Below are 25,430 nucleotides of genomic sequence, written 5' to 3' on the forward strand. Positions count from 1 at the left end.
GTCGGCTCCGCGACTTTAGCCAGCCACTTTGGCGCGAGCCTCGAAGATCATGGCCCCAACGTCGTGCTTTAGCGGGCAGGTCCACAGACTGCCCGACGCGCCGGAAGCTTACGGGGCCATGATCACTCGCGCCAAAGCAGCTCCCGGCCAAAGTCGCTACACCGACCTAGCATCAACCGGCAGACAGACTGCGCAACGCAGATGGCTCGTAGGGCTCCCATCACTTGCACTACGCGCAGTACCATGCAACCCAGGCACCGTGCAAATATAGCTATAGGAGGGCCACTCGTGGGACGCCTAGAGTTCGCGCTCGACGAACTCTCCATCGTTATTCGCGGTGCTTTTATGCCACATACCTTTTCTCCCGGATGGCTAGCTTCTGGCCAGCTAATCAGTGAAGATGATCTGAGCACTTCTAGCGTCGAAGTCATCTCTTCAAATCTAACCGTCTTTATTTGTGGCGCCTTTCGCGTTCAGGTTATGCCGGAGGTCTTGCAGATTTCAACGTCAGATCTCGCCGAGATCGAAAGGGCGAGGGATCTGGTGATTGGAATCCTTCGATCACTACCTTATGCGCCGACCTCGAAAATGGGTTTGAATAGGTCGGTGCATTTCACTCCGGGATCCGAAGAGGAATGGCACGCAATTGGCGATCACCTCGCCCCGAAAGAACCCTGGGAAGAGCAAGGGATTCTAAATCTTCCCGGGATGCTTAACGTTACTTTGCAAGGGGTTCGGCCAGACAAGTATGGCGGTTTCGTTCAGGTTCAGGTGCAACCTTCTGCGAAGATTCCGTCATCTGTTTATGTTGCCATCAATGACCATTTCGACCTAACCTTGGTTGATTCTCAGCCCGAGCAGCGAGGGCCGCAATTTCAAGCATTGTCACCAGAGAGTGGCGAGCTGACAGTAGATAAGACCTCGGTAGCGCTTGAAATCTTGACCAATGAATGGAACTCGTTCAATCAGAGAGCACATAAGGCGATTGAATTTGTTGCCGGACTGGGTGGGGGGAAGCGCTCATGACAAATTCAGGCACTGAAGTCTCTTCAGGTAATTCACCGTGGATATCGCCAACTACCACGCTTGACCCTGCTGGCGCCACCCCTGCGACTGGTCCGGAAAATCAGACAATGCAGAGCCCAACTCTCATTGCTGGTAATCCCGCAGGGGAACCTTCAGAAGCCACTTCGCCATATGGAAACCAGCCGAAGGCGGGACAAGCGGCTCCCCTCGTGCGAATCGCGGGCATGGAAAAGTGGGAGGGCCTCATTCTTGAGATTGATGATGAGGTCATGACGGCAGAGCTAACACCACTTGATCGCACAGGCCCCTGCTTGGTTGCTGACTTTCAAGCGCAACTGCTAGGGGAAGACGCAAAGGTGGCTGGGCCCGGCGACGTCTTCTATCTGACGGTGCGCACAGTGCGCGATAGGTCGGGGTACCCAGCCCGGACGGAGCAGTTGCGCCTACGCCGCTTGGGCGTGTGGACGGATGAGGACCTAGCCCGCCTGGGCAAACAGGCGGCAACCCGTATGGAGCAAATTGAAGACCTGTTCGACTGAGCCTCCGAGACCTGACGAGCTAGAGGTATCCATCTTTGGCCCAGGTAAAGGTGAATCCGTTGTGCTTCACCTTGGGCTAGGGCGCTGGATAGTGGTGGATTCCTGCGTTGATCAGGAAGATGGCACTGTGCCAGGCCTTGAGTATCTTTACCGAATGGGCGTGAACCCTTCCACTGATGTTCGAATGATCGTTGGCACTCATGCTCACGACGATCACTTCGCAGGCATTTCTTCCTTCTTCGAGGCCTGTCAGAGCGCCACATTCGTTGTTTCTGATGCTCTAACAAACGAAGAGTTTTTGGCTCTGCTTTGCGCTGACGCTGAAATACCCCAGCCAGCACGTTACAGCTCATATAGTGAGTATCGACGCATCTTTGAGATTGCGGAGTCCAGAAAAGGGAAAGATGGTTTCCGGCCGCTTCGGCGAGCCAGCGAGGGTAAACGGCTGCTTGACTTTCCGAATGTTCAGGGATTTCCAGGAGTCCAGGTGACCGCTCTGTCGCCTTCTGAGCATGCTAAAACGCGGGCCCTTCGCGCCTTGGCTGCCCAGTCCCCTGAAGTAAGCGCCCGCCGTGGACGAGTTCCAGCCTTGGATCCCAATGATGCGTCGATTGCCCTATGGGTTGAAGCCGGAGACGTTCGTGTACTTCTAGGTGCCGACTTGCTTGTCGGCCCTCTCGGTTGTGGCTGGCAGGCAGTGGTGGAGAGTTTTACACCCGAAGGTCAAGCATCCCTATACAAAGTCGCTCATCACGGCGGGGAAAGTTCCCATCATCAACCTGCTTGGGAAAAGTTCCTCATTGAAAATCCCGTCGCAGTTTTGGCCCCATATCGCAGAGCGGGAAGCAATCAACCGCAACCAAAAGACGTGGAGCGGATTCTTTCCCTGACGGATCGAGCCTATATTACGGCGACAGGTTCTCCCACCCCTTCCCGTGCAACCAAGAAGGAGAAATCAAAATTGGGAACCCTCGCTAAGAATGTGAGAAATGTTTGGGGAAAGGTAGGGCAAGTACGAGCTCGGCGGGCAGTAAACGGAGGCGATTGGGTCGTGCGCACCTTCCCTCCTGCCGGGCCTCTGGCGTAGTGCTCTTGGGCTGCGGAGGCGGCCCCGTACCAAGGCTCAGCCACCCACACGCCAGCTCTGGCAGGCGTCGTCTCTGGGCCGTGTCCGGGCCGTCCAACGTGACCCGACGCCAACCGACAACGACAGAAGCCCACGGCATCTGAGCTGGTCAGAGCCGTGGGCTTCTTCTGTCTCGCTGGTCAGCGGAACCGCTGTTTAGTAGACCGGCTTGTGCGGTTCGATCTGGTTGACCCAGCCGATGACGCCGCCGCCGACGTGGACCGCGTCGGCGAAGCCCGCGGACTTCAGGACCGCGAGGACCTCCGCGCTGCGGACACCCGTCTTGCAGTGCAGGACGATCTTCTTGTCCTGGGGGAGGCCCTCGAGGGCGGTGCCCATGAGGAACTCGTTCTTCGGGATCAGCTTGGCGCCGGGGATCGAGACGATCTCGTACTCGTTGATCTCACGGACATCGATGATCTCGATGCTCTCGCCGTCGTCGATCCACTCCTTGAGCTGCTTGGGAGTGATCGTCGAGCCGGCCGCGGCCTCCTGGGCCTCCTCGGAGACGACGCCGCAGAAGGCCTCGTAGTCGATGAGCTCGGTGACGGTGGGGTTCTCGCCGCAGACCGCGCAGTTCGGGTCCTTGCGGACCTTGACCTGGCGGTACTGCATCTCCAGGGCGTCGTAGATCATCAGTCGGCCGACCAGGGGCTCGCCGGTGCCGGTGAGGACCTTGATGGCCTCGGTGACCTGGATGGAGCCGATGGACGCGCACAGCACGCCCAGCACGCCGCCCTCGGCGCAGGAGGGGACCATGCCCGGCGGCGGGGGCTCCGGGTAGAGGCAGCGGTAGCAGGGTCCGTGCTCGGACCAGAAGACCGAGGCCTGACCGTCGAAGCGGTAGATCGAACCCCAGACGTACGGCTTGTTCAGCAGCACACAGGCGTCGTTCACCAGGTAGCGCGTGGCGAAGTTGTCGGTGCCGTCGACGATCAGGTCGTACTGGCTGAAGATGTCCATCACGTTGTCGGCCTCGAGCCGCTCTTCGTGAAGGATCACGTTCACGTACGGGTTGATGCCGAGGACGGAGTCGCGCGCGGACTCGGCCTTGGAGCGGCCGATGTCGGCCTGGCTGTGGATGATCTGGCGCTGCAGGTTCGACTCGTCGACCTCGTCGAACTCCACGATGCCGAGGGTGCCGACGCCCGCGGCGGCCAGGTACATCAGCGCCGGCGAGCCCAGGCCGCCGGCGCCCACACAGAGCACCTTGGCGTTCTTGAGCCGCTTCTGCCCGTCCATCCCCACATCGGGGATGATCAGGTGGCGGGAGTACCTGCGGACCTCGTCTACGGTGAGCTCAGGAGCTGGCTCGACCAGGGGTGGCAGCGACACGGGGGCTCCGTTGGTCGGTTCATCACTACGGTTGTTCTCTCCGTAACAGTGCCATGGCCTTTTTCATTCCGAGACACCTGTTCCGATCCGCGAGACGATTTCGTCCCAGTAGCCGGGCATCGTCTCCCAGGGATCGGCTCGGCCGTCGCCGTCCGTGCGGTCGGTGAACCAGATCGTGGCGGCACCCTGCCAGCGGGCGACGCGCAGCGCTTCCTCCAGATGACCGAGGGGCACTCCGTGGACGAAGTGGCAGAAACGGTCGGGGGGATAGTCCGCGGTCCACTCCGCCACCTGCGACCAGCGGTAGTCGCTCCACGGGCCGGAGAAGGTGACCAGCTGGTCGGCGTGCTCGGCATAGCCGGGGTAGGGGTGCGTGCCGTGACCGAGGACGATGTGGGCGTCGTCACGCAGCGCCCGGAGCGTGGTGATCATGCGCCGGATCTCCGGCAGCGCGGTCCGCTCCGTGGGACAGCGGTCCAGCAGGAAGCCGTCGACCCGGTACCAGTCGAGGTAGCGATGAGCCTCGGAGATCACCTCCCCGAAGGGGCTGGCACCGTAGGTGGCGTCCAGTCGGCCGAGGACCCGGACTCCGGCGGTGCGCAGCCGGGCGGCCGCCTGGAGGCAGTGCGGGTCGGGGCGGCTGCCGGGTCCGTCGGAGACGTTGAGCGCGGCCCAGTGCACGGGGGTGCCGGGGCGGGTGAGTTCGGCCCATTCGGCCGGGGCGACGAGGGGGTGGGCGAAGCCGGGCACACCGAGGCCGGTGCGCAGGTCGGTGCCGGCGGTGCCGGGTTTGGTGCTGGTCAGATGCGGCATGCCGCCTCCATCCAGATGTCTGCGAGGGACTCTTCGAGGTTGATCCGGGGCCGCCAGCCGAGCCGGTCGCGCGCGGTGCGCACATCGGCCTGCTGCCAGCTGCCGCAGCCGTCCGGGTACGGGTACGCGACGGGGGCCGCGTGGTCGGATTCGGAGCGCGGGTGGCCGATGGACGCGCGCAGCGGGCCGGGCGGGCCGTCGAGTTCGTGGAGGGCGCCGCCGTATCCCGCCACCCGGGCGAGGACCGCCGCGGCGTCGCGGAGCCGGACGGCGCGGCCGGAGCCGATGTTGATGACCCCCTGCGCGGCGGAGAGGGAGGCCGCGTGCACGGCTCGGGCGACGTCACGCACGTCGACGAAGTCCCGCTGTGCGCCGAGTCCGCCGAGTTTGAGCTCACCGTCGCCGGACTGCATCGCGCGGCGCATGGCCTCGGCGAGGCGGCCGAGCGGGGAGCCGGCGGGGGTGCCGGGGCCCGCCGGGGAGAAGACGCGCAGCACCACGGCGTCCAGGCCGGAGCCGAGGACGAGTTCGGTGGCGGCGAGTTTGCTCACGCCGTACGGGCCGCCGGGCCGCGGGACGGCGTCCTCGGCCGTGGAGGAGCCGGGCTGGCTGGGTCCGTACTCGGCGCCGCAGCCGATCTGCACCAGACGGGCGCCACAGCCGCTGCGGCGCAGCGCCTCGCAGACGGTGGCGACGGCGACGGTGTTGTGGCGGGTGAGCTCGCGGGCGCCGCCGCGGGTGGCGCCCGCGCAGTTGATGACGACGCCCGGGTGGACCGCGTCGAGGAAGCGGGTGAGGGCGCCGGGGCTGCCGGACGCGAGGTCGAAGCGGACGTCGGCGTCGTCGCCGCGGCCCAGCGCGGTGAGCTGGACGGCGGGGTCGGCGAGCAGACGGTCGGCGACATAGCGGCCGAGGTAGCCGTTGGCTCCGATCAGCAGGACTCTCATCGCGCGGCTCCCGGGGCCGAGAGCTCGGGTCGGGAGGTGATCATGTGGGGTTCTCCTTCGGAGGGATGGTGCGGGACCTGCGCGTGCGGCGCGTCAGCACGGGACGTCCGGCGTGGCGTGGGCCGAGGCTCGGGTCAGGGTGCGGGAGGAGTGGATGAGCAGGGTCAGGGCGCCCGCGCCGCAGACGAGCGTGGGCACGGCGCCGGGGCCCCAGGTGGTGACGAGGGACTCCACGGGGGTGGCCAGGAAGGCGCAGCCGGGGAGCCGGGCGGCGAACACCGAGGCGAGCGCGGTGGCCTCGGCACCCGTCGCGACGCTGAGGACCAGGGCGGGCGCGTGCGTGAAGCCGTGGGCGGCGAGCAGGCGGGCGAGCAGCAGGAGGGCGCCCAGGGTGAGGATCTGGGGGTAGGCGGCGAGCTCGTCGAGGGCGACTCCGGACAGGGCCAGCAGTGCGGTGAGGGCGGCCAGGTACAGGGCGAACGTGCCCAGCAGCAGGGGCTGTACCGAGGTGGCGTACTCCTCCAGGCCCCGGCTGGCCGCGAGTCTGCGACGGGCGCGGGCGGCGAAGAGGTGGGCGCACCAGGCCGCGGGGGCGCAGGACAGGGCGAGGGCGAGGACACCGGCGGCGGCCGAGGGCCAGGCGCCGTGCGGGGATCCCGTGGGCAGGGCGTCGGGGCCGCCGGTGAGAGCGGCGCTCAGGAGCGCGTCGCCCAGGGCCGCGTAGGCGATCAGCCAGCAGGTCCAGGCCGCGGTGGGGCGTTGGGCGCGGTCCGCGAGGCGCAGCGGGCCACGGGACAGGGCCGCGCGCAGGGCGAGGGCCACGGCCGGCGCGCCGACGACAGCCACGATCAGCCGGGGCTGCCCTTCGGTGAGCCGCAGGCCGGTGGCCGTCGCCGCGCACAACACCCCGGGGAGCAGGGCGAGTACGGCCCAGTCGGCCCGCGCCCTGGGGGCGTCCGGGGTCGTGGTGCGCGCCGGGGCGTCCCCGTCGCGGGGCACGCGCGCGTACATCTCCTCCGCGAGCGAGAACACGTCCCGGTGCCGGAAGCGCGCCGCGGTGCGATCGGTGACGCCGTGCGCCTCCAGGCCCGCAGCGATCTCCAGGGGGTCCACGGCCCGCTCGCACAGCTCACGGTGCCGGTGCATCAGCGCCTTCACGGGGTCGACGGTCGTGCGGCGCCCGGCGGTCTGCGGGCGCTCGGCGGCGGGCGCGGAACGCGGCTCGCCGGACTCCGGTACGGCGGACCCCGGCACGGCGGACTCTTGTACGGCGGCCTCCGATACGGCGGTCACGGGCGCGGAACCCAGCCCGCCTGACCCCGTTGACTCCGACCCCGCCACGTCCGACCCCGCCAGGTCCGCCTCCCCCACCGCCCACTCCTTGGACCGCACGTCCCAGCCCCCGGGACTGCTCGGTTTCCCGGGGCGGTCCAGTTCGCCCAGGCCGCTCATCGCGCGCCCTCCACGGCCACATGGGAAGTGGCCCGAACCGGCGGTCCCGCCGCCGCCCAGCCGGGGCCGCCGCGGGCCACCAGACGCGCCGCCGGGCCGGTCCAGCGGCCGGGGACGTGGGCCTCGGCGGGCACGGCGAACGGCAGCGGCTCGCCCGTCTCGTCCAGGACGACCCGACGCACCGGGCAGCGCGCGACGATCTCCAGGTAAATGCCGTGAAATGCCGCGACGTTCTGCTCCACGGTGAACAGTTCGAGGGCACGCGCGCGTGCGGCCGCGCCCAGGCGCTCACGGCGCTCGGGGTCGCGCAGCAGTGCCACGCACGCCTCCGTGAGCGCCCGCGGATTGCGCGGCGGCGCGACGAGCCCGGTGCCGCCGATGGCTTCCACCACCGCGCCGACATCCGTCGACACCGTCGCACGGCCGCAGAACATCGCCTCGACCAGGCTGATCGGGAAGCCCTCGACGACGCTGGACAGCACGGTCACGGCACCCGCGGCGTACGCGTCGGCGACCGTCGGCAGCTCCGGTCCGCCGATCTCCTCGAAGGAGACGGGGTTGTCGCCGACGGCGTGCAGACCGTCCGCCTCGTCGGGAAAGAGCTGCGCGGCCAGCGCCTTGCAGTGGCCGAGATAGGCCTCGCCCTCGGAACCCGCGGCGGCACCGACGATGCGCAGCCGCGTCTTCGGCTCCTCCTTGCGGATCTCGGCGAAGGCGTGCAGCAGCGACACGAGGTCCTTGGCGGGCTCCACCCGGCCGACCCAGACCAGCGTGTCCGGGTCCGCGGTCTCCGGGGCCTCGCCGACCTCCGAGAAGCGGGCGGCGTCCATGCCGGGATAGACGGTGCGCAGCTTGGCGCGGTCGGCACCGCAGTGTTCCTGCCAGCGGCGGGCGTGCGCGTTGCCGGGGGTGATGACCTCGGCCCGGGTGTAGATCTCGGCGGCCAGTCGGCCGTGGAAGGCGGCGAGCAGGGCTCGTACGGCGGGCGGCGCGTCGGTGGACGCCAGATAGTGCGTGCGCAGCCGTACGCCGTACTCCGTCACCAGCAGAGGTACGCCGGAGAAGTGGCGGGCGAGCAGTCCGGGCAGGGCGGCGGGCCCGCCGGCGGCGGCGTGGCAGAGGTCGACCGAGCCCAGGCCGTCGTCCTCGTACCAGTCGAGCGAGAGGGGGCGCAGAGCGCGTTCCAGATGCGCGGCGACGGTGAGGAGCTCGGGTACGCGCGCCTCGCGCGCCGTGCGGAGGGCGCCCGGCGCACGACACGCGCGCTCCAGGGCGCGCACGGCGGTCTCGGAGCGCAGCGCGCCGGCCAGGCCGCCCTCGTCACGCGCGAGTTCGGCAAGCCCGTACAGCGCGCTGCCGAAACGGTCCGCCACATCATCCGACGCGCCCTCGGAACACGCGCCCCCGTTGCGGGCATCCCCGTTGCGCGCACCACCGGCGCGAACATCCCCGCCGCGAGACTCCTCCGCCCCGGCGCACAACACCGCCGCCAACGCGCCGTAGTGCTCGCTGAAACGCCGGCGCGCACGCCTCCCGTACACCACCCCGTCTTCCTCCGCGCTCCACAGCGGCGCGGTCCGCACCCGCCTGACCTGTTGCGGCAGCGGGACCCAGCCCTCGTCCTCCTGGCGCTCGCTGCGGCTGAGCGCGTAGACGTCGAACTCGTGCTGCCCGAGCCCGCGCACGAGCCGGTCGCACCAGAGCCTGGCGTCACCGCTCACATACGGATAGCCACCCTCCGTAAGCAGTCCGATGCGCACGAGCGCACCCCCGATCTCCCGTAAGGGGAGCCGCCGTTGACCCGGCGGCTCGCAGCGGGACGAACGTATGCGGACAAGGCGGTGGCGCGACGGACGGTTGTCCATCGCGCCACCAAAAGGGGTGAACGGTCGTAACTTTCCCGTGCGGGTGACGTTTCGTCGCGCTAAGAGATCATGCAGTCACGTTTCGTTAGGTCACGGCCAATTCCCGCCGCTCGACCCGCCGTCGGGCGGCGAGAGCCGGATCGAGGGCCGGTACGGCGGCCAGCAGCTGCCGGGTGTACGCCTCGCGCGGGCGGTCGTACACCTCATCGGCCGGACCCTCTTCGACGATCCTGCCGTTGCGCATCACCGCGACCCGGTCGCTCACCTGACGGACGACGGCGAGGTCGTGCGCGACGAAGACGAGGGCGAGTCCGAGCTCGCGCTGCAACTCGCCGAGCAGGGCGACCACCTGGGCCTGCGTGGTGACGTCGAGCGCGGAGACCGGCTCGTCGCACACGATGACGCGCGGGTCGGCGGCGAGCGCCCGCGCGATGCCCACGCGCTGGCGTTGTCCCCCGCTGAACTCGTGCGGGTAGCGGTCGTAGTGCGCCGCTTCGAGCCCCACGCGCTCCAGCAGTTCCCGTACGCGCCCCCTGACGAGCCCCTCGTCCCGTTCTCCCCGCGCGCGGAGCGGGTCGGCGATCGACTCGCCCACGGTGCGCCGGGGGTTGAGGGAGGAGACGGGGTCCTGGAACACCATCTGCACCGCCGGATCGACGCCCACGCGCGCGTGCCCCTCGTGCCGGACCTCGCCCGCCGTGGGCCGGAGCAGCCCGACGAGCATCCGGCCGAGGGTGGTCTTCCCACTCCCGCTCTCCCCCACGATGCCGAGGGTCTCGCCCCGGCGGACGGTGAGCGAGACGTCGTCCACGGCCGTGACCGCCCGCTTCCCGCGCCCGAACACACGGCTGAGCGCGCTCGCCGCAAGAACGACCTCCTCAAAGGCCACGACCTCCTCCGAGGCCGCCACCTCCTCCGAGGCCCCTGAAGGCGCCCGCGGCACGTCCACGCGCGGGACGGCACCGAGCAGTTCACGGGTGTACGGCTGGGCCGGCGACCCCAGTACGGCGCCGACCGGCCCGTGCTCGACGACCCGCCCGTGCCGCATCACCAGCACCTCCTCGGCGCTCTCGGCGGCGACTCCGACGTCGTGCGTGACGAGCAGCAGCCCCATGCCCGTCTCCGCGCGCAGGGCGTGCAGCAGGTCGAGGATCTGGGCCTGCACGGTCACATCCAGCGCGGTCGTCGGCTCGTCCGCGATCAGCAGCTCGGGCTCGCAGGCCAGCGCCATGGCGATCAGGGCGCGCTGGCGCATACCGCCGCTGAACTCGTGCGGACGCGCGCGGGACCGCCGTACCGCGTCCGGGATACCCACCCGGTCCAGTACCTCCACGGCACGCGCGCGTGCCGCGCGCCGGGACGCGCGGGTGTGCACGCGGTACACCTCGGCGATCTGGTCGCCGATCGCGAAGTACGGGTCCAGGGACGACAGCGGGTCCTGGAAGACCATCGCGGCCCTGGCGCCCCGCAGCCGCCGTATCTCCTCCTCCGACGCCTCCGGTACGTCGACCCCGGCGACCCGCACCGTGCCGCTCACCCGCGCCCCCGTCTCCCGGTGCAGCCCCAACAGGGCCGCCGCGACGGTGGACTTGCCCGAACCGGACTCCCCGACCAGGGCGAGCGAGCCGCCCCGCGCCAGCCGGAAGGACAGCTCGTCCACGGCTCTCAGGTCGCCGAACTCCACGGAAAGGCCAGTGACTTCGACCAGACTCATGCCAGTACCACCCGTCGGTCCGCCACCGCGTACAGCACATCCGCCACGGCGTTGGCGACGACCACGAAGAACCCGATGACGAGAACCATGCCGACCACCACGGGCAGGTCGACCACCTGGACCGCATGGACCAGTTCCCGGCCGATCCCGGGCAGTCCGAACAGCGTCTCCGTGAGCACCGCGCCGCCCACCGCCGAGCCCACGTTGTTGGCGTTCAGCGCGATGACCGGCGCGAACGCCCCGCGCAGCGCGTGCCGCCCGACCACCGACCGCTCCCCCACGCCGTACGCGCGGAAGGTGCGGATGTGGTCCTCGGCCAGCGTCTCCAGCATCGACGCCCTGGTGAGCCGGGCGAACGCGGCGGCCTCGATGAGGGCGAGCGAGAGCCAGGGCAGTAGCAGGTTCCAGGCCCACTGTTCGGGGTCCTCGGTGAGGTTCACGTACTGCGGGAAGGGCAGCAGCCGCAGTGCGCCGCAGACGACGATCATCAGGATCAGGCCGATGACGAAGACCGGCGTGGCGGTTCCGGCCAGGGTGACGCCGGTGAGGATCCGCTCGGAGAGCCGGCCGCGCCGCCACGCCGAGAGCACCCCGGTGCCGACCCCGAGGACCAGCCACAGCACCATCGCACCGAGCACCAGCGAGAGGCTGACCGGGAGCTTGGCCAGGATCAGCCGGGTGACCTGCTGATCGCTCTGGTACGACAGCCCGAGGCAGGGCGCCGGGCAGTGCTGCACGGCCGTGCCGGTGGAGTAGTCCTGGCCCGCGACGACGCCCTCCAGGAAGTGCCAGTAGCGCACGTACAGCGGGTCGTCGAGGTGCAGTTGGTCCGCGACCTGCTGGACCTGGACGGGCGAGCAGCGCGGGCCGCAGGTGATCTGGGCGACGTTGCCGGGGGTGACGTAGAAGACGACGTAGATGATCACCGAGATCGCGAGCAGGGTGACCAGGGCGCCGATCGTGCGGCGCGCGACGAAGCTCATGCCCCGGCCTCCCTCTTGAGGCCCGTTCCGACGCGCAGGCGGGAGGCCGCGCGGGGGTCGAGGGCGGTGCGGACGCCGTCGCCGAGGACGGTCAGCGCGAGGACGGTGACGAACAGGGCGCCCGCGGGCAGCAGCAGGTACTGCGGGGCGGCCTGGTACCAGACATCGGCGGAGGTGAGCATCTGTCCCCACGACGGGGTCGGCGGCTTCACCCCGACACCGAGGAAGGACAGGGCGGCCTCGACGCTGATGTTGGACGGGACGAGGAGCGCGGCGTAGGTGATGACGGGCGCGGCGACCCCGGGCAGCAGTTCGCGGCGGGCGATCCTGAGGGTGCTCCAGCCACTGAGCCGGGCCGCGGAGACGTAGTCGAGCTCCTTGAGGGTGAGCGTGCGGGCGCGCACGATCTTCGCGATGTTGCCCCAGCCGATCAGGCCGATGACGAGGGCGACCAGCACGGGCCGCGGGAAGCTCGACGGGACGATCGCGAGCAGCGCCAACGCCATGATCATCAATGGCATGGCGATGATGATGTCCGTGCACCGGCTCAACAGTTGATCAACCCATTGACCACCGAGCGCGGCCCCCAGCCCCATGGAGACACCGATCAACATCTGGACGACGGTCGCGGCCAGCGCGACCCCCAGCGACACACGCGCGCCGTACACCAGCCGCGCGAACAGGTCCCGCCCGGTCTGCGGTTCGACGCCCAGCCAGTGCTCGCCGCTGACGCCCCCGAAGGACCCGGTCGGCACGCCTCCGCGCGCGGAGTCCACCAGAGCGGGGTGATAGGTGGTCGGGTCCTGGCCCTCCAGGGCCGTGAGCAGGGGCGCCGCGAGCGCGACGAGGACCAGCAGCGCGACCGCACCGGCCGCGACCAGGGCGGCGCGCTGCGTCCGCAGCCGCCGCCAGAACCGACGTGCCCCCGAGGGGCCCGGGGCGGCGCTGACCGCCCCGGACGCCTCGGCGGCGACAAGTGCCTCACTCATCGCGCTACTTGACCGCGACCTGCGAGATGTCCAGGACACCGGTCCAGTCGCTGATGACGACGTTCCTGATGTCCTCGCCGTACAGCCGCTTGTAGACCGGGTGGAACAGCGGCACGGTCAGCGCCCGCTCACCGATCTTCTTGTCCAGGGCACCCCACCTCTTGGCGGCCTCGTCAAGATCGGTCAACTTGTTGATCGCGTCGATCTCCGCATTGACCGAATCATCATTGAGGAAGCCGGTGTTGAAGTTCGCGCCGTCCTTCACGATCTGCCGGCCGTCGAAGATCGGAGCGAGGAAGGGACCGCCGGAGGGCCAGTCGGCACCCCAGTGGGCGAGGAAGAACCCGGGCTCGGTCTTGGCATTGTGGACCTTGTCCGAGTAGTCGTTCTCCTCCAGCCCCTCCAGCTCGACGGTGATGCCCGCCTTCTTCAGCGCGTCCTGGATGGCCGTCGCTATCTCCGGGCTGGTCTCGAAGTCCTTGGCATTGGAATGGGTCAGCGTGACGGTGAGCCCGTCCGCGTGACCCGCCTGCTTCAGCAGCTCCTTCGCCTTGGCCGCGTCACCGGAGTCACCGGCCGGGAAGTGGTCGTAGGGCGTGTAGCCGAAGGACTTCTGGTTCGGCAGGTAGGTGGTGGCGGCCTCCGCCAGCGCCGAACCGCCCGCCGCGTTGACGACGGACGACCGGTCGATCGCGTACGCGATGGCCTGCCGCACCTTGGCGTTGTCGAACGGCTTCACCTTCGGGTTGAAGGCGATGTAGTTGGTGTAGCCGAAGTGCCCCGTCCCCACGCGGGACGCGAGCTCCTGGTCACCGGTCACCTTGGCCAGCTCGGCGGGGCCCAGGTTGGTGTCCGTGGTGACGGCCGCCGCGTCCGCCCCCTGGGACGCCGAAAGACGCTGGTTGATCACGGCGGAGTCGAGCCCGGAGCGTACGTCGATCCGGTCCGGGTACGCCTTGCGCTCGGCGTCGGTCGAGGCGGACCAGTGGGTGTTGCGCTCCAGGATCAGCCGCTCGCCGTCGTTCTCGTTCTTCACGACCTTGTACGGCCCCGAGGAGACCGGGTGCTCCTCGTACTTCGTCCCCGTGTCCTTGGCCTTGGGCACCGGCGCGAACTGAGTCTGTGTGGCCAGGTACGGGAACTCGCCCTCGGGCTTGTTCAGCCGGAAGACGATGGTCCGCTCGTCCGGCGTCTCGATCGAGTCCAGACCGCCCTTGTCCTTGTACGGCCCCTCGTAGTCGGCACCGCCGATCAGCCAGTCCCGCAAGTAGGGGGCGCCGCCGGAGAGTTCGGCGGCGAAGGACCGCTCGATGCCGTACTTGACATCGGCCGAGGTGATCGGCGTGCCGTCCTCGTACTTCAGGCCCTCCTTCAGGGTGTACGTCCACACCGTCGCGTCCTTGTTGGGCCGCCCGGTGTCGGTGGCGAGGTCGGGGACGACCTCGGCGCCCGCCGCGCCGTCCTCGCGGTTACGGGTGGTGAGGGTGCGGAAGACCAGCGACGGGACGTTCCCGCCGCCGGAGGTGTACAGGCGCGCGGGGTCGAAGTCCTGCTGCGGATTGGAGTTCAGGACGGTGAGCGTGCCGCCCTTGTGCGGGGTGGAGTCGCCGGCCGACCCCTTGGCATCGTTGTCCTCGGGCCCGCAGGCGGCGGCGCCTGTGGCAAGGACCACCAGGACGGCGGCCACGCGGGCGCTGTGCAGGGACGATTGACGCATCGGAGAACGACCTCTCGCATACGGAGACAGGCTGACGGAATGTGAGACAGGAATGCACAGACGTCTGCCCGGACGCATGGGTCGCCGAAAGGTCCTGATCAGATCAGGGAAACAACTGAGAAGAAGAAATCGCGACGCACACGCCAGGGGCGGGCGTCAGCGACAGTGAACGTCGGCCACGCAGAGAGCGGTCACGCCGATCAGCGCCAGCTCAATGGCGGCGCGGGCGGACACGTGGTGGGACGACATGCGCAGAAATATGTATGAACTTTCCACGTATGTCAACGTGACAGCTGAGCCGCCTGTCAACTTCCGGGATACGCCCAGGAGTTGGGGCGACAGCTGATCCCGTCGTGGTCAAGGAACTTGGTCTGCTGCTGCATGACGGGGGCGAGTTCGCCGTCCTTGTCGCAGGTGACGTGGTGGAAGCCGAGCCGGTGGCCGACCTCGTGGTTGATCAGCATCTGCCGGTAGGCGTGGATCCGGTCGCCGAAGGTCTCCGACCCCTGCGCCCACCTATAGGCGTTGATCATCACGCGCTCGGTGGCGGCCGAATCGCACGACACGTTGTCCACGGTCGTGTCCAGGCCCGACTTGGCACACCAGTCGGCGGTAGTCCCCGGACTGGCCAGGGTGATCACGAAGTCGGGTTCGCCGGAGTAGACCCGCTCGAAGGTACGGGCGCCGCCATGGGCCCAACTCCGGTCGTCATTCAGGGTCTTCTGCACGGCCTGCGCGAACAGCTCACCGTCAAGACCGAGCCCCTGCTCGACATCGACGCGGTAGGTGAACTTCTGCCCCTTGCCGGGCGCCTTGTCGACCCCCTTCACGGCGTCGAACTTCCCCGACCCGTCGAGCGTGGCGCTGAGCGCGTACGTCTTGCCCATCTTCTGCTCGTACGTCAGCGGCGCCGCCGCGGGCTCCGAGGGCGTCGGCCGCTCGTCCCCGCGTGACGCGGAGTCCCGGGCGTCCCGCGCCTGGTCGGTGGCCGACTGCGACCGTACGTCGGAGTCCTCGCCCCGGTCCGTGACCTGGCCGGCGACCACGACCGCGAGCACGGTGGTGACGGCGGCGGCCGCGATACCGGTGAAGGCTCGCCCCTTGGGGCTCCTGCCGGACGCGGGTTCGCCGGTGGGCGGCGGGTAGTCGGAGCCGGTCTCGCTGGGCACGCCGACATCGGCGGCGGACCAGTCGGTGACCCTGGCATAAGGATCGGCGTAGGGACCGGCGGAAGTGCGCGGCGTGAAGACGTCGACGTCCTGGTCGAAGGCGTCGACGTACTCCTGCCTCGGCCCGCCACGGAACTCCGGCGGCCGCTGCCGCGGTATGGCGACCCCACCCGCGACGCCACCCGCAACCCCACCCGCGACCGACCCCTGACCGGGCCTCAACTCGCCCCAGCCACCCCCCTGTTCACGCTGCTCGGGGTGCCCACCCCGAACCTGCGGAAAGCCATGCGCGGGCGTGCCGTCGGGGAACCGGGGGCTGCCGTGCGCGGGCGTACCGTCAGGAAGCCTGGGGAAGCCGTACGCCGGAGTCCCGTCGGGAAGCCGGGGCACCCCACGCGCGGGAGTGCCGTCGGCGTACCTGGGCGCACCATGAGCCGGAGTTCCGTCGCCGTGCCGAGGCGCCCCATGAGCCGGCGTGCCGTCAGGAAAGCGAGGGACTCCGCGAGCCGGCGTCCCGTCAGAAACCCCAGGACCCCCCTGAACCCCAGGACCCCCCTGTGAACCCCTCCGCCGCCCGGCCGCCTCGCTCTTCGGCGCAGGCCCACGCCGACTGTGGCGTCCCACTCGCGCCTCAGCTCCCCGCGGTCTCGGTCATGGCCCCACCGTCATTCACGGCCCCACCGTCCTCCAGGACCGCGCCGTCCTTCAGGACCGCACTGCCGTCGACGGCCCCGCTCTCCCGCGAGGCCGTCCCATCATCCCCCTCGGCCAGCAGTTCCCGGAACGCCCGTGCCACCACCTCCGGATACTCCATCATCGCCACGTGCCCCGCCTCCGGCAGGCTCAGCAGACGGGAGTCGCGGAAGGCGTGGGCCGCGCGCTGGGCCATGCGGTAGCCGACCAGTTGGTCCCGGCCGCCGTAGACGAGGAGCGTCGGGGCAAGGACGCGCTCGGCCTGGCGCCAGAGCGCGTGCTGCCCGCCGAGCGTGTACGCGTTGACGATCCCGCGCGCGGAGCGCGCCATCGCGTCCCAGAAGTACGGCAGTTGAAGCCGTCGTTCCATCTCCTCCACGGCGTTGCGGAACCCCTCCGCACTCACCCGCGCGGGATCGCCGTAACACAGGCCGAGGACCCCGCGGACGCGCTGCTCCGCCGACCACTCCCTGGTGATCCGGGTGAAGAGCGTGACCACGCCGGGCAGCGCGAGCAGCGCCGTCGGTACGGCGGTGCGCTGGACGCGGATCTCCGGAAGCGCGGGGGACACGAGCGTGAGCGTACGGACGAGGTCGGGCCGTACGGCGGCGACGCGCGTGGCGACCGCGCCACCGAGGGAGTTGCCGAAGAGGTGTACGGGACCGCGCCCGGAGGCGTCGAGATGGCGGATCACCGCCCGCGCGTGGGCGGTGACCGAGTAGTCGCCGTCGTCCGGTGGCGGGGAGTCGCCGAAGCCGGGCAGGTCGACGGCCTCGCCGTCGACGACGCCCTCCAGCTGCCGCATCAGGTCCGACCAGTTCTGCGAGGAGCCGCCGAGACCGTGGACGTACAGCGCGGGCGGCAGTCCCGCGCGGGCCGGTGGCCTGGACCGTACTGTCAGAGTGATCCCCGGCAGCCCGACCGACCTGAGCCGCTCGCCCTCCGCGACCCTGACGGTCGCCACCTTCGGCAGTACGTTGGCCGCCGGTGCGGCGGGCGGCAGCTCGGTCGAAGACATGCGGCAATGTTACGAGACGATCACGCAGTGGTTCATGTGTTCGCCGTCACAAGCGGCTGGTGTGTCACGCGCACATCGCGCCCCGCGCACACCACGCCCCGCGCACCCCCCTCCGATCCGATGCGCATGGAGTGACCCCGCGGACGCGGATCGCATAGCGTCGGAATCGGGTGTCTCCTAGGCTCGTACAGAGGGCACCCGCGTGTGGCCCCTGTTTCCCCCAGGGACGTTGTAGGAAGGGAGCCCACCATGGCCGTAGACCCCAGCGATCCCGAGACGTTCGAGGTCGAGGAGAACGACAAGCCCACGGAGATCGACGTCCCCGAAGCCGACGCCGCCGAGCAGCACGCCACCCTGTCCCCGGACCGCGACGATTCCCTGACCGACGCCGACCAGGACAGCGCCAACGTCGCCGACCTGGCGGAACAGGCCCGGGTCGTCTCACCCGACGAGGACGACTACCGGTGAGGAGGCAGGTTTTTGCCCTGCTCACCCCGCTTTGAAACCTTCCGCACGGCTTTCGTCACCGTCCGGTCCGTGAAATTCTGCGTTCGCACCGCGCACACCAGGGTTACCGAAAAGTACGATGGCGGCGCGGCGCACACCGCATGTGGACGACTTTGGGAGGCGGCGTGACAGCCATCGAGCAGACAGAGGCAGCACGCCCGCGAGGGACGCGCCTGCCGCGCCGTGCCCGACGGAACCAGCTGCTGGGCGCCGCGCAGGAGGTCTTCGTGGCGCAGGGCTACCACGCGGCAGCGATGGACGACATCGCCGAGCGCGCGGGTGTCAGCAAGCCCGTGCTCTACCAGCACTTCCCCGGCAAGCTGGACCTGTACCTCGCACTGCTGGACCAGCACTGCGAGGCCCTGATCCAGTCCGTACGGCACGCGCTCGCGTCGACGACCGACAACAAGCAGCGCGTCCGCGCGACCATGGACGCCTACTTCGCCTACGTCGAGGACGACGGCGGCGCCTTCCGGCTGGTCTTCGAGTCGGACCTGACCAACGAGCCCGCCGTGCGCGAGCGCGTGGACAAGGTCACGAACGAATGCGCCGAGGCGATCTGCGACGTCATCGCCGAGGACACCGGCCTCTCCCGCGCGGAGTCGATGCTGCTGGCCTCCGGTCTCGGCGGCCTCGCACAGGTCGTGGCCCGGTCCTGGCTGCACAGCGACCGCAGTGTCCCGCGCGACCAGGCGGTGCAGCTGCTGACCTCGCTCGCCTGGCGAGGCATCGCGGGCTTCCCGCTGCACGGCATCGACCAGCACCACTGACGGCACCGCTGACGACACTTTGTTCCCACGCACTGTTCGCTCCTGGCGTTCTTGCGCGGAGCGTGTACGTCCCCTCACCGGGCTAATGTGTGCTGGGTACGGCGCGGTAGGTCGCGCACTTCACTGACCGTCGGAGGGACATAGCCGTGGAGGTCAAGATCGGCGTGCAGCACGCGCCCCGCGAGATCGTTCTGGAGAGCGGTCAGAGCGCCGAGGAGGTCGAGCGGGCGGTGTCCGAGGCGCTGTCCGGCAAGTCGGCACTGCTGAGCCTCGTCGACGAGCACGGCCGCAAGGTCCTCGTCCCGGCCGACCGTCTCGCGTACGTCGAGCTCGGCGAGCCGGCCCCGCGCAAGGTGGGCTTCGGCGCGCTGTAAGCAGCAGCTGCACAAGGAGGGCCCGGCGGTTTCCGAACCGCCGGGCCCTCCTTCGTTTCCTCCGCCGTTCCTCCATCGCCGCCCCACCCGCTCTCCTTCACGGATGGAGCACAGTTCGAACACAGGGGAGGATTGCATTCCGCAGGTCAGGGGTAAGACGGGCTACGACCGTATCGAGCAGGCCGGCCATGTGGGAGGGACCCCAACATGCTCTTGGAAGCGCTGAGCTCCGCGATCCTCGGCCTGGCTCTGGCATGGGCGGCGACGGCCCGTCTGCCGCACCGTCTACCGGCCCGCTCCCTCGTCTTCATGACGGGAGTCGCAGGAGCCCTCTTCGGCGCCTTCATCACCCACACCGCACTGGACCTCGGCAACCTGTTCCTGATCCTCACAGGCGCAGCAGCAGTCTCGGCAGCATCCCTCTCCCTGCTGGTCCGCCCGTCGGGGGGAAGACTGGGCCGCAGGGCAACGGCGTGAAGTAGAACTCCCAGGGGCGCAAACAAACAGACGGCGCCTGCTCCCACCTAAAGGGGCGCGGGGAACTGCGCGACAAGCCCCCACCGGGCAGCCGGCCGCGCAACAACAGAACCGCCCCCCACAAGAGGCGCTACGCCGCCAAGCCCAGCGCAGCCATCCGCTTCGTGTGCGCCTCGGTGATCCGAGAGAACATCCGCCCGACCTCAGCCAGATCGAACCCGTCGGCCACGCCACCCACCAGCATCGTCGACAGCGCGTCCCGATCGGCAACCACCCGCTGGGACTGCGACAGCGCCTCCCCCATCAGCCGCCGCGCCCACAGCGCGAGCCGCCCGCCCACCCGCGGATCCGCGTCGATCGCCGCGCGCACCTTCTCCACCGCGAACCCGGCATGCCCCGTGTCGTCGAGCACGGCCAGGACCAGCTCCCGCGAGTCCGAGTCGAGCCGCGCCGCGACCTCCCGGTAGAAGTCACTGGCGATCGAGTCACCGACGTACGCCTTGACGAGGCCCTCCAGCCAGTCCGACGGCGCCGTCTGCTTGTGGAACCCGTCCAGCGCGGCGACGAACGGCTCCATCGCCCGCGTCGGCTCCTCACCGATCGACGTCAGCCGGTCACGCAACTGCTCGAAGTGGTGGAACTCGGCCGAGGCCATCTTCGCCAGCTCCGCCTTGTCCGCCAGCGTCGGCGCCAGCTTGGCGTCCTCCGCGAGCCGCTCGAACGCGGCCAGCTCCCCGTACGCGAGCGCGCCCAGCAGGTCGACGACCGCGGCGCGGTACTGCGGATCGGCGGAGGCGGTCGCCCAGTCCTGGGCGGCGACGCCCGTGTGCTCGACGGGGGCGTCCTTCGCGTCCTTCGCGTCCTTGCTGTCCGCGGCCGGGTCAGGCTTGTCAGAGGTGGTCATGAAGCGCACAATAGCCCGCTCGTCGCGCGGGGGAAGTCCCTGGTCAATCAGTGTGACGACGACTACGTGACCAAATCGGCCATCGCGTGTGCGCGATTCCGGGGTATGGTGGTAATGCGCCTGCTGAGTACGTCGACGTAATTCGACGGTGTCTCGACGGGCCGCACGTATGAGGATGCCCGGTCGGTGGCCCGATCGGCTCCGACCCGACAGCCCCTCGTCCGTACGGCACTGTGCGTACGGATTCCCGGGGGGACACCCTCAGCGGTACGAGCGCTAGAGCGTCGGCAGTGGTCCCGTGCCTTACGGCCCGACCGTATGGCAGCCGACGTCCCCCGGCACGGTCCGTCACAGACCCCCGCGCTCGCCTCGCACCGCGCACACAGAAGAGGCAGCACCCTGACTACGACTTTCCGAGAGCTCGGGATCCTTCCCGAGACCGCCGAGGCCCTTGAGGCCGTCGGTATCGTGAACCCCTTCCCCATCCAGGAGATGACGCTCCCCGTCGCCCTCTCGGGCACCGACGTCATCGGCCAGGCCAAGACCGGCACCGGCAAGACGCTCGGCTTCGGCCTCCCGCTTCTGGAGCGCGTCACCGTCCCCGCCGACGTCGAGGCCGGGCGCGCCAAGCCCGAGGACCTGACCGACGCCCCGCAGGCGCTCGTCGTCGTCCCCACCCGCGAGCTGTGCACCCAGGTCACCAACGACCTGCTGACCGCCGGCAAGGTGCGGAACGTGCGCGTTCTCGCGATCTACGGCGGCCGCGCCTACGAGCCGCAGGTCGAGGCCCTGAAGAAGGGCGTCGACGTCATCGTCGGCACCCCGGGCCGACTGCTGGACCTCGCGGGCCAGAAGAAGCTCAACCTCAAGCACATCAAGGCACTCGTCCTCGACGAGGCCGACGAGATGCTCGACCTGGGCTTCCTGCCCGACGTCGAGAAGATCATCAACATGCTGCCGGCCCGCCGCCAGACCATGCTGTTCTCGGCGACCATGCCGGGCGCGGTGATCGGTCTCGCGCGCCGCTACATGTCCCAGCCCACGCACATCCGCGCCACCGCGCCGGACGACGAGGGCGTGACGGTCGCGAACATCTCGCAGCACGTGTACCGCGCGCACAACATGGACAAGCCCGAGATGGTCGCGCGCATACTTCAGGCCGACGGCCGGGGACTGGCCATGGTCTTCTGCCGCACCAAGCGCACCGCGGCCGATCTCGCCGACCAGCTCAAGCAGCGTGGCTTCGCCTCCGGCGCGGTCCACGGCGACCTGGGCCAGGGCGCCCGCGAGCAGGCGCTGCGCGCCTTCCGCAACGGCAAGGTGGACGTCCTCGTCTGCACCGACGTCGCCGCGCGCGGCATCGACGTCGAGGGTGTCACGCACGTCATCAACTACCAGTCTCCGGAAGAGGAGAAGACGTACCTGCACCGCATCGGCCGTACGGGCCGCGCGGGCAACACGGGTACGGCGATCACGCTCGTCGACTGGGACGACATCCCGCGCTGGCAGCTGATCAACAAGGCGCTGGAGCTGAGCTTCAACGACCCGCCGGAGACGTACTCCACCTCTCCGCACCTCTTCGAGGAGCTCGACATCCCCGCGGGCACCAAGGGTGTCCTGCCGCGCTCGGAGCGTACCCGCGCCGGTCTTGACGCGGAGGAGCTGGAGGACCTCGGCGAGACCGGTGGTCGCGGTGCGCGGGGCCGTGGTGGCCGCGGCGGTCGTGGTGAGGGCCGGGACGAGTCCCGTTCCGCCGACCGCGAGCGCTCCGCACGTACGCCGCGCCGCCGTCGCCGTACGCGCGGCGGGGCCGTGCTGGACCCGAACGCCGCTCCGGTCGGTACGGACGCCACCGAGGCGACCCCGGAGGCCGAGGAGGCAGGAACCCGCACCCCGCGCCGCCGTCGCCGCACCCGCGGCGGATCGGCACCGGAGTCGGTCCGGACCGCGTCCACCGCGACGGAGTCGGCGGAAGCCGCCCTCGACACGGCGGAGGGCACGACTGCCACGACCGAGGTCACGGCCGCTACGGCCGAGGCGGGCACCGAGGCTCCGGCCAAGCCGCGCCGCCGCCGTACCCGCAAGTCCGCGGAGCCGACGGTGACTTCGGCGGAGGAGACCGTCGTAGCGGCACCGGCGCCGATCGCGGAGCCGACGGAGTCCGCGACCGCGGAGTCCGAGCCCGCCGCCACCAAGCCGCGCCGCCGCACCCGCAAGGCGGCCGAGCCGACCGCCGAGGCCGCGCTCGACACGGCGGAGGCGACGGAAGCGAAGCCCCGACGCACCCGCAAGGCGGCGGAAGCGGCGGTCGACACCGCGGAGGCCGTGGAGGCGAAGCCGAAGACGCGCCGCACCCGCAAGGTCGCCGAGGCCGCCCCCGAGCCGGAGACGGCCACGGAGACCAAGCCCCGCCGCACCCGCAAGGCTGCGGAGGCCGCGGTGGACACCGCCGAGGCCGTGGAGGCGAAGCCGAGGACGCGTCGCACCCGCAAGACGGCTGAGGCCGCCCCGGAGCCGGAGACGGCCACCGAGGCCAAGCCGCGCCGCACCCGCAAGGCTGCGGAAGCGGCCGTCGACACCGCCGAGGCCACCGAGGCCAAGCCGACGACGCGCCGCACCCGCAAGACCGCGGTCGCCGCCGAGATCCCGGCGCAGGCCGCGGAGGAGCCGGCCGCCCCGCGCCGCCGGACCCGCAAGGCTGCGGAAGCAGCGGTCGACACCGCGGAGGCCGTGGAGGCGAAGCCGAAGACGCGCCGCACCCGCAAGGTCGCCGAGGCCGCCCCCGAGCCGGAGACGGCCACGGAGACCAAGCCGCGCCGCACCCGCAAGGCTGCGGAAGCGGCCGTCGACACCGCGGAGGCCACCGAGGCCAAGCCGACGACGCGCCGCACCCGCAAGACCGCGGTCGCCGCCGAGATCCCGGCGCAGGCCGCGGAGGAGCCGGCGGCCCCGCGCCGCCGGACCCGGAAGGCGACGGCAGCCGCGGCCGACACCGCGGAGGCACCCGAGGCGAAGCCCCGGACCCGCCGCACCCGCAAGGCAGCGGTCGCCGCAGAGCCCACGGAGAGCTGATCTCCCAACCGAACGGCCCGGCCCCACCCCGAGTGGAGCCGGGCCGTTCGCATGCCCGATCCGCCCCGAACCGAGCCGATGAGCCCGCCCCCAACCCCGGCCCCACCCCACCCCCCGCTACCCTCGCCCCGTGACCACCCCCGCCCCCCTCACCCCACCCCCCGGCGCCCGCGCCTACCCCCTCCGCACGGTGCGCGGTGACTTCGCCGTCGTCGACTGTGCGGTACCGGACGGGGTGGAGGCGCGCGGTGTCGTCGTGCTGCTGCCCGGGTTCACCGGGAGCAAGGAGGACTTCACGCTGCTGCACGAGCCGCTCACGGCGCGCGGGTACCGCACGGTCGCCGTGGACGGGCGGGGGCAGTACGAGTCGGACGGGCCCGTGGACGACGAGTCGGCCTACGCGCAGGGCGAGTTGGCGCAGGACGTGCTGGCGCAGGCGGCAGCGCTTGGCGCCCCCGTCCACCTCGTGGGGCACTCCTTCGGCGGCCAGGTCGCACGCGCCGCCGCCCTGTTGGACCACTCCCCGTTCCGGTCGCTCACGCTCGTCGCGTCCGGGCCCGCCCGGATCTCCCTGTCCCAGCAGCAACGCGTCGAGCTGCTCCGGGACGCGCTCGCCGTGATGACGATGCCGGAGGTGTGGGAGGCGATCCTGGCCATGGGACCGCCGGAGGAAGTCGGCGGGCCGGCCCGTGGCCTCGGTGGCCTCGATCAGCTGCGGCGCCGCTGGCTCGGCAACAAGCCCGCCCAACTCATCACAGCAGGACGCCAGTTGTGCACCGAGCCGGACCGGGTCACCGAACTGGCCGCCGTACCCCTGCCGTTCCACGTCCTGTCGGGCGAGAAGGACAACACCTGGCCGGTGCACGTCCTCGATGAAATGGCCCTACGGCTGCACGCCCGCCGCACGATCGTGCCCGGCGCCGAGCACTCCCCCAACATCGAGCAGCCCCTGGCCACCGCCGAAGCCCTCGCCACCTTCTGGGACGCCCCTCAAAGCAGCTAGTACTGCGCCTGAAGGTGCTCCCAGAAGCCGTCCCGCAGCGCCCGCCGCAGGTCCGCCTGTCCGCGCAGGGAGTACTGAAGCAGCCCCTCCGCCTCGACCAGCAGATCCTGGTCCACGGAGCCCGGCAGATACGGATGCCCGGGGAGCAGCTCCACCATCGACTCCCGGCCCCGCGCCGCCAGCCACTTCGCGGCGATCTGCGCGCCGACGAAGCGGACGTCCTCGCGGGTGGGCCGGGTGGCCGTCACCTCGTAGGCGGCGGCCGTGCGCCGGGAGACGTACGGCTTGAAGAACTCGAGGTCGAAGGTGCGCTGGCTGTCGACCTCCCACAAGAGGGGTTCCGCCTGATTGCGGCCCTCCGGGGCCTCGATGCCCCACAGATGGACCCGGGCGCCGTACCCCTGCGCCGCCTCCACCGCGGAGACCAGGTCCTCGTCACCGCCGAGCAGGGCCGCGTCACTGATGGCGCGGTGCCGGGCGAGGGACTCCAGGTCGGTGCGGATCAGCGAGTCGACGCCCTTCTGCTGGTTGTTGGCGTTGAGGTTGCCGAGCCGCACCTTCACATCCGGCAGCTCGGCGATCGACTGCTGCTCGGCGGTGTGGATCCGGCGCCGGGCGCCGTCGTACCAGTAGACGCGGAGCAGTCTGCTGTCCGCGAAGATCGTCCGGGCGCGGTCGATCAGCGCCTCGATCAGGCCCTCGGCGTCCAGGTCGAAGGCGCGCCGGTCCTCGGTCCCGGAGACGAGCCGGCCGGCGGCCGCGTAGAGATACCCCGCGTCGACGAAGATCGCATGGGTCGAGGGTGTCTTCGCCACCTCGGCGAGCATGCGCTGGAGCAACTCGTTGGTGCGGTCGATACGGGCGCCGAGCGCCGCGAGGTCGTCGTTCATCGCTTCCATTGTCCCGGCGGTCACGCTGCGAACACAACCGGTCCCGC

At 70.0% G+C, this 25,430-nt stretch carries 23 protein-coding genes; 9 read left to right on the plus strand and 14 right to left on the minus strand.

Translation table 11 applies throughout. From position 1 onward, the window contains the following. Positions 1 to 288 precede the first annotated feature (288 nt). From BN159_RS45730 to BN159_RS45735, 3 genes are all read left to right on the plus strand, one after another. Complete coding sequence (locus tag BN159_RS45730) at positions 289 to 1,026, plus strand: hypothetical protein (protein WP_157901097.1); 738 nt, start codon at positions 289 to 291, stop codon at positions 1,024 to 1,026. A 224-nt stretch (positions 1,027 to 1,250) separates the two neighbouring features. Next, positions 1,251 to 1,565: a hypothetical protein gene (locus BN159_RS15775; RefSeq protein ID WP_157901098.1), complete on the plus strand. Its 315-nt coding sequence runs from the start codon at positions 1,251 to 1,253 to the stop codon at positions 1,563 to 1,565. 154 nt (positions 1,566 to 1,719) lie between these two features. Next, positions 1,720 to 2,652, plus strand: coding sequence for a ComEC/Rec2 family competence protein (locus BN159_RS45735; protein WP_331712175.1), 933 nt, complete (start codon positions 1,720 to 1,722; stop codon positions 2,650 to 2,652). 195 nt (positions 2,653 to 2,847) lie between these two features. Here the strand turns inward: BN159_RS45735 and moeZ are convergent, their stop codons facing one another. The 12 genes from moeZ to BN159_RS15830 form a co-directional block, all read right to left on the minus strand. Beyond that, the gene (moeZ, locus tag BN159_RS15780) at positions 2,848 to 4,026 is read right to left on the minus strand and encodes an adenylyltransferase/sulfurtransferase MoeZ (RefSeq protein ID WP_015657985.1); all 1,179 of its coding nucleotides are present in this window, start codon (positions 4,024 to 4,026) and stop codon (positions 2,848 to 2,850) included. A 63-nt stretch (positions 4,027 to 4,089) separates the two neighbouring features. Beyond that, the gene (locus BN159_RS15785; RefSeq protein WP_015657986.1) at positions 4,090 to 4,839 is read right to left on the minus strand and encodes a spherulation-specific family 4 protein; all 750 of its coding nucleotides are present in this window, start codon (positions 4,837 to 4,839) and stop codon (positions 4,090 to 4,092) included. Further along, positions 4,827 to 5,786 (minus strand): NAD-dependent epimerase/dehydratase family protein, encoded by a 960-nt coding sequence (locus tag BN159_RS15790; RefSeq protein WP_015657987.1) that lies wholly within the window; start codon positions 5,784 to 5,786, stop codon positions 4,827 to 4,829. The genes BN159_RS15785 and BN159_RS15790 overlap by 13 nt, the downstream gene beginning before the upstream one ends. 93 nt (positions 5,787 to 5,879) lie before the next feature. Further along, positions 5,880 to 7,238: a hypothetical protein gene (locus BN159_RS45740; RefSeq protein WP_015657988.1), complete on the minus strand. Its 1,359-nt coding sequence runs from the start codon at positions 7,236 to 7,238 to the stop codon at positions 5,880 to 5,882. Beyond that, positions 7,235 to 8,998 (minus strand): DUF3492 domain-containing protein, encoded by a 1,764-nt coding sequence (locus BN159_RS15800; protein WP_015657989.1) that lies wholly within the window; start codon positions 8,996 to 8,998, stop codon positions 7,235 to 7,237. The genes BN159_RS45740 and BN159_RS15800 overlap by 4 nt, the downstream gene beginning before the upstream one ends. Before the next feature lie 190 nt (positions 8,999 to 9,188). After that, positions 9,189 to 10,817, minus strand: a complete 1,629-nt coding sequence (locus BN159_RS15805; protein ID WP_015657990.1) for a dipeptide ABC transporter ATP-binding protein — start codon at positions 10,815 to 10,817, stop codon at positions 9,189 to 9,191. After that, positions 10,814 to 11,800, minus strand: a complete 987-nt coding sequence (locus BN159_RS15810; RefSeq protein ID WP_015657991.1) for an ABC transporter permease — start codon at positions 11,798 to 11,800, stop codon at positions 10,814 to 10,816. The genes BN159_RS15805 and BN159_RS15810 overlap by 4 nt, the downstream gene beginning before the upstream one ends. Beyond that, positions 11,797 to 12,789 carry an ABC transporter permease gene (locus BN159_RS15815; RefSeq protein ID WP_015657992.1) on the minus strand — a complete coding sequence of 331 codons (993 nt, stop codon included), beginning with the start codon at positions 12,787 to 12,789 and terminating at the stop codon, positions 11,797 to 11,799. The genes BN159_RS15810 and BN159_RS15815 overlap by 4 nt, the downstream gene beginning before the upstream one ends. Before the next feature lie 4 nt (positions 12,790 to 12,793). After that, positions 12,794 to 14,506: an ABC transporter substrate-binding protein gene (locus BN159_RS15820; protein ID WP_015657993.1), complete on the minus strand. Its 1,713-nt coding sequence runs from the start codon at positions 14,504 to 14,506 to the stop codon at positions 12,794 to 12,796. A 156-nt stretch (positions 14,507 to 14,662) separates the two neighbouring features. Beyond that, complete coding sequence (locus BN159_RS47560; RefSeq protein ID WP_331712176.1) at positions 14,663 to 14,755, minus strand: Ms4533A family Cys-rich leader peptide; 93 nt, start codon at positions 14,753 to 14,755, stop codon at positions 14,663 to 14,665. A 56-nt stretch (positions 14,756 to 14,811) separates the two neighbouring features. Then, positions 14,812 to 16,299: a DUF3152 domain-containing protein gene (locus BN159_RS15825; protein WP_078598813.1), complete on the minus strand. Its 1,488-nt coding sequence runs from the start codon at positions 16,297 to 16,299 to the stop codon at positions 14,812 to 14,814. Between the two features lie 7 nt (positions 16,300 to 16,306). Next, positions 16,307 to 17,386, minus strand: coding sequence for an alpha/beta fold hydrolase (locus tag BN159_RS15830; protein WP_015657995.1), 1,080 nt, complete (start codon positions 17,384 to 17,386; stop codon positions 16,307 to 16,309). Between the two features lie 249 nt (positions 17,387 to 17,635). On the opposite strand from BN159_RS15830, the gene BN159_RS15835 reads away from it, so the two are divergent. The 4 genes from BN159_RS15835 to BN159_RS15850 all read left to right on the plus strand — a co-directional run bounded on the left by BN159_RS15835 (position 17,636) and on the right by BN159_RS15850 (position 19,514). After that, the gene (locus tag BN159_RS15835; RefSeq protein WP_015657996.1) at positions 17,636 to 17,854 is read left to right on the plus strand and encodes a hypothetical protein; all 219 of its coding nucleotides are present in this window, start codon (positions 17,636 to 17,638) and stop codon (positions 17,852 to 17,854) included. Positions 17,855 to 18,018: 164 nt separating this feature from the next. Beyond that, positions 18,019 to 18,663, plus strand: a complete 645-nt coding sequence (locus BN159_RS15840) for a TetR/AcrR family transcriptional regulator (protein WP_015657997.1) — start codon at positions 18,019 to 18,021, stop codon at positions 18,661 to 18,663. A 146-nt stretch (positions 18,664 to 18,809) separates the two neighbouring features. Next, entirely contained in the window at positions 18,810 to 19,037 is a 228-nt protein-coding gene (locus tag BN159_RS15845) for a DUF3107 domain-containing protein (protein WP_015657998.1), read from the plus strand. Between the two features lie 207 nt (positions 19,038 to 19,244). Beyond that, entirely contained in the window at positions 19,245 to 19,514 is a 270-nt protein-coding gene (locus BN159_RS15850; protein WP_015657999.1) for a hypothetical protein, read from the plus strand. 130 nt (positions 19,515 to 19,644) lie between these two features. Here the strand turns inward: BN159_RS15850 and BN159_RS15855 are convergent, their stop codons facing one another. Then, complete coding sequence (locus BN159_RS15855; protein WP_015658000.1) at positions 19,645 to 20,418, minus strand: ferritin-like fold-containing protein; 774 nt, start codon at positions 20,416 to 20,418, stop codon at positions 19,645 to 19,647. A gap of 492 nt (positions 20,419 to 20,910) precedes the next feature. Between BN159_RS15855 and BN159_RS15860 the strand changes: the two genes are divergently transcribed. Both BN159_RS15860 and BN159_RS15865 read left to right on the plus strand, forming a co-directional pair. After that, on the plus strand, positions 20,911 to 23,490 hold the full coding sequence (locus BN159_RS15860) for a DEAD/DEAH box helicase (protein WP_231905728.1): 2,580 nt from the start codon (positions 20,911 to 20,913) through the stop codon (positions 23,488 to 23,490). A gap of 130 nt (positions 23,491 to 23,620) precedes the next feature. Continuing rightward, a complete protein-coding gene (locus tag BN159_RS15865) occupies positions 23,621 to 24,493 on the plus strand; it encodes an alpha/beta fold hydrolase (protein WP_015658002.1) in 873 nt (290 codons plus the stop codon). Here the strand turns inward: BN159_RS15865 and BN159_RS15870 are convergent. After that, a complete protein-coding gene (locus BN159_RS15870; protein ID WP_015658003.1) occupies positions 24,490 to 25,383 on the minus strand; it encodes an NYN domain-containing protein in 894 nt (297 codons plus the stop codon). The genes BN159_RS15865 and BN159_RS15870 overlap by 4 nt on opposite strands. Positions 25,384 to 25,430: the final 47 nt, after the last annotated feature.

It is taken from the genome of Streptomyces davaonensis JCM 4913, assembly GCF_000349325.1.
GTDB classification, from domain to species: domain Bacteria; phylum Actinomycetota; class Actinomycetes; order Streptomycetales; family Streptomycetaceae; genus Streptomyces; species Streptomyces davaonensis.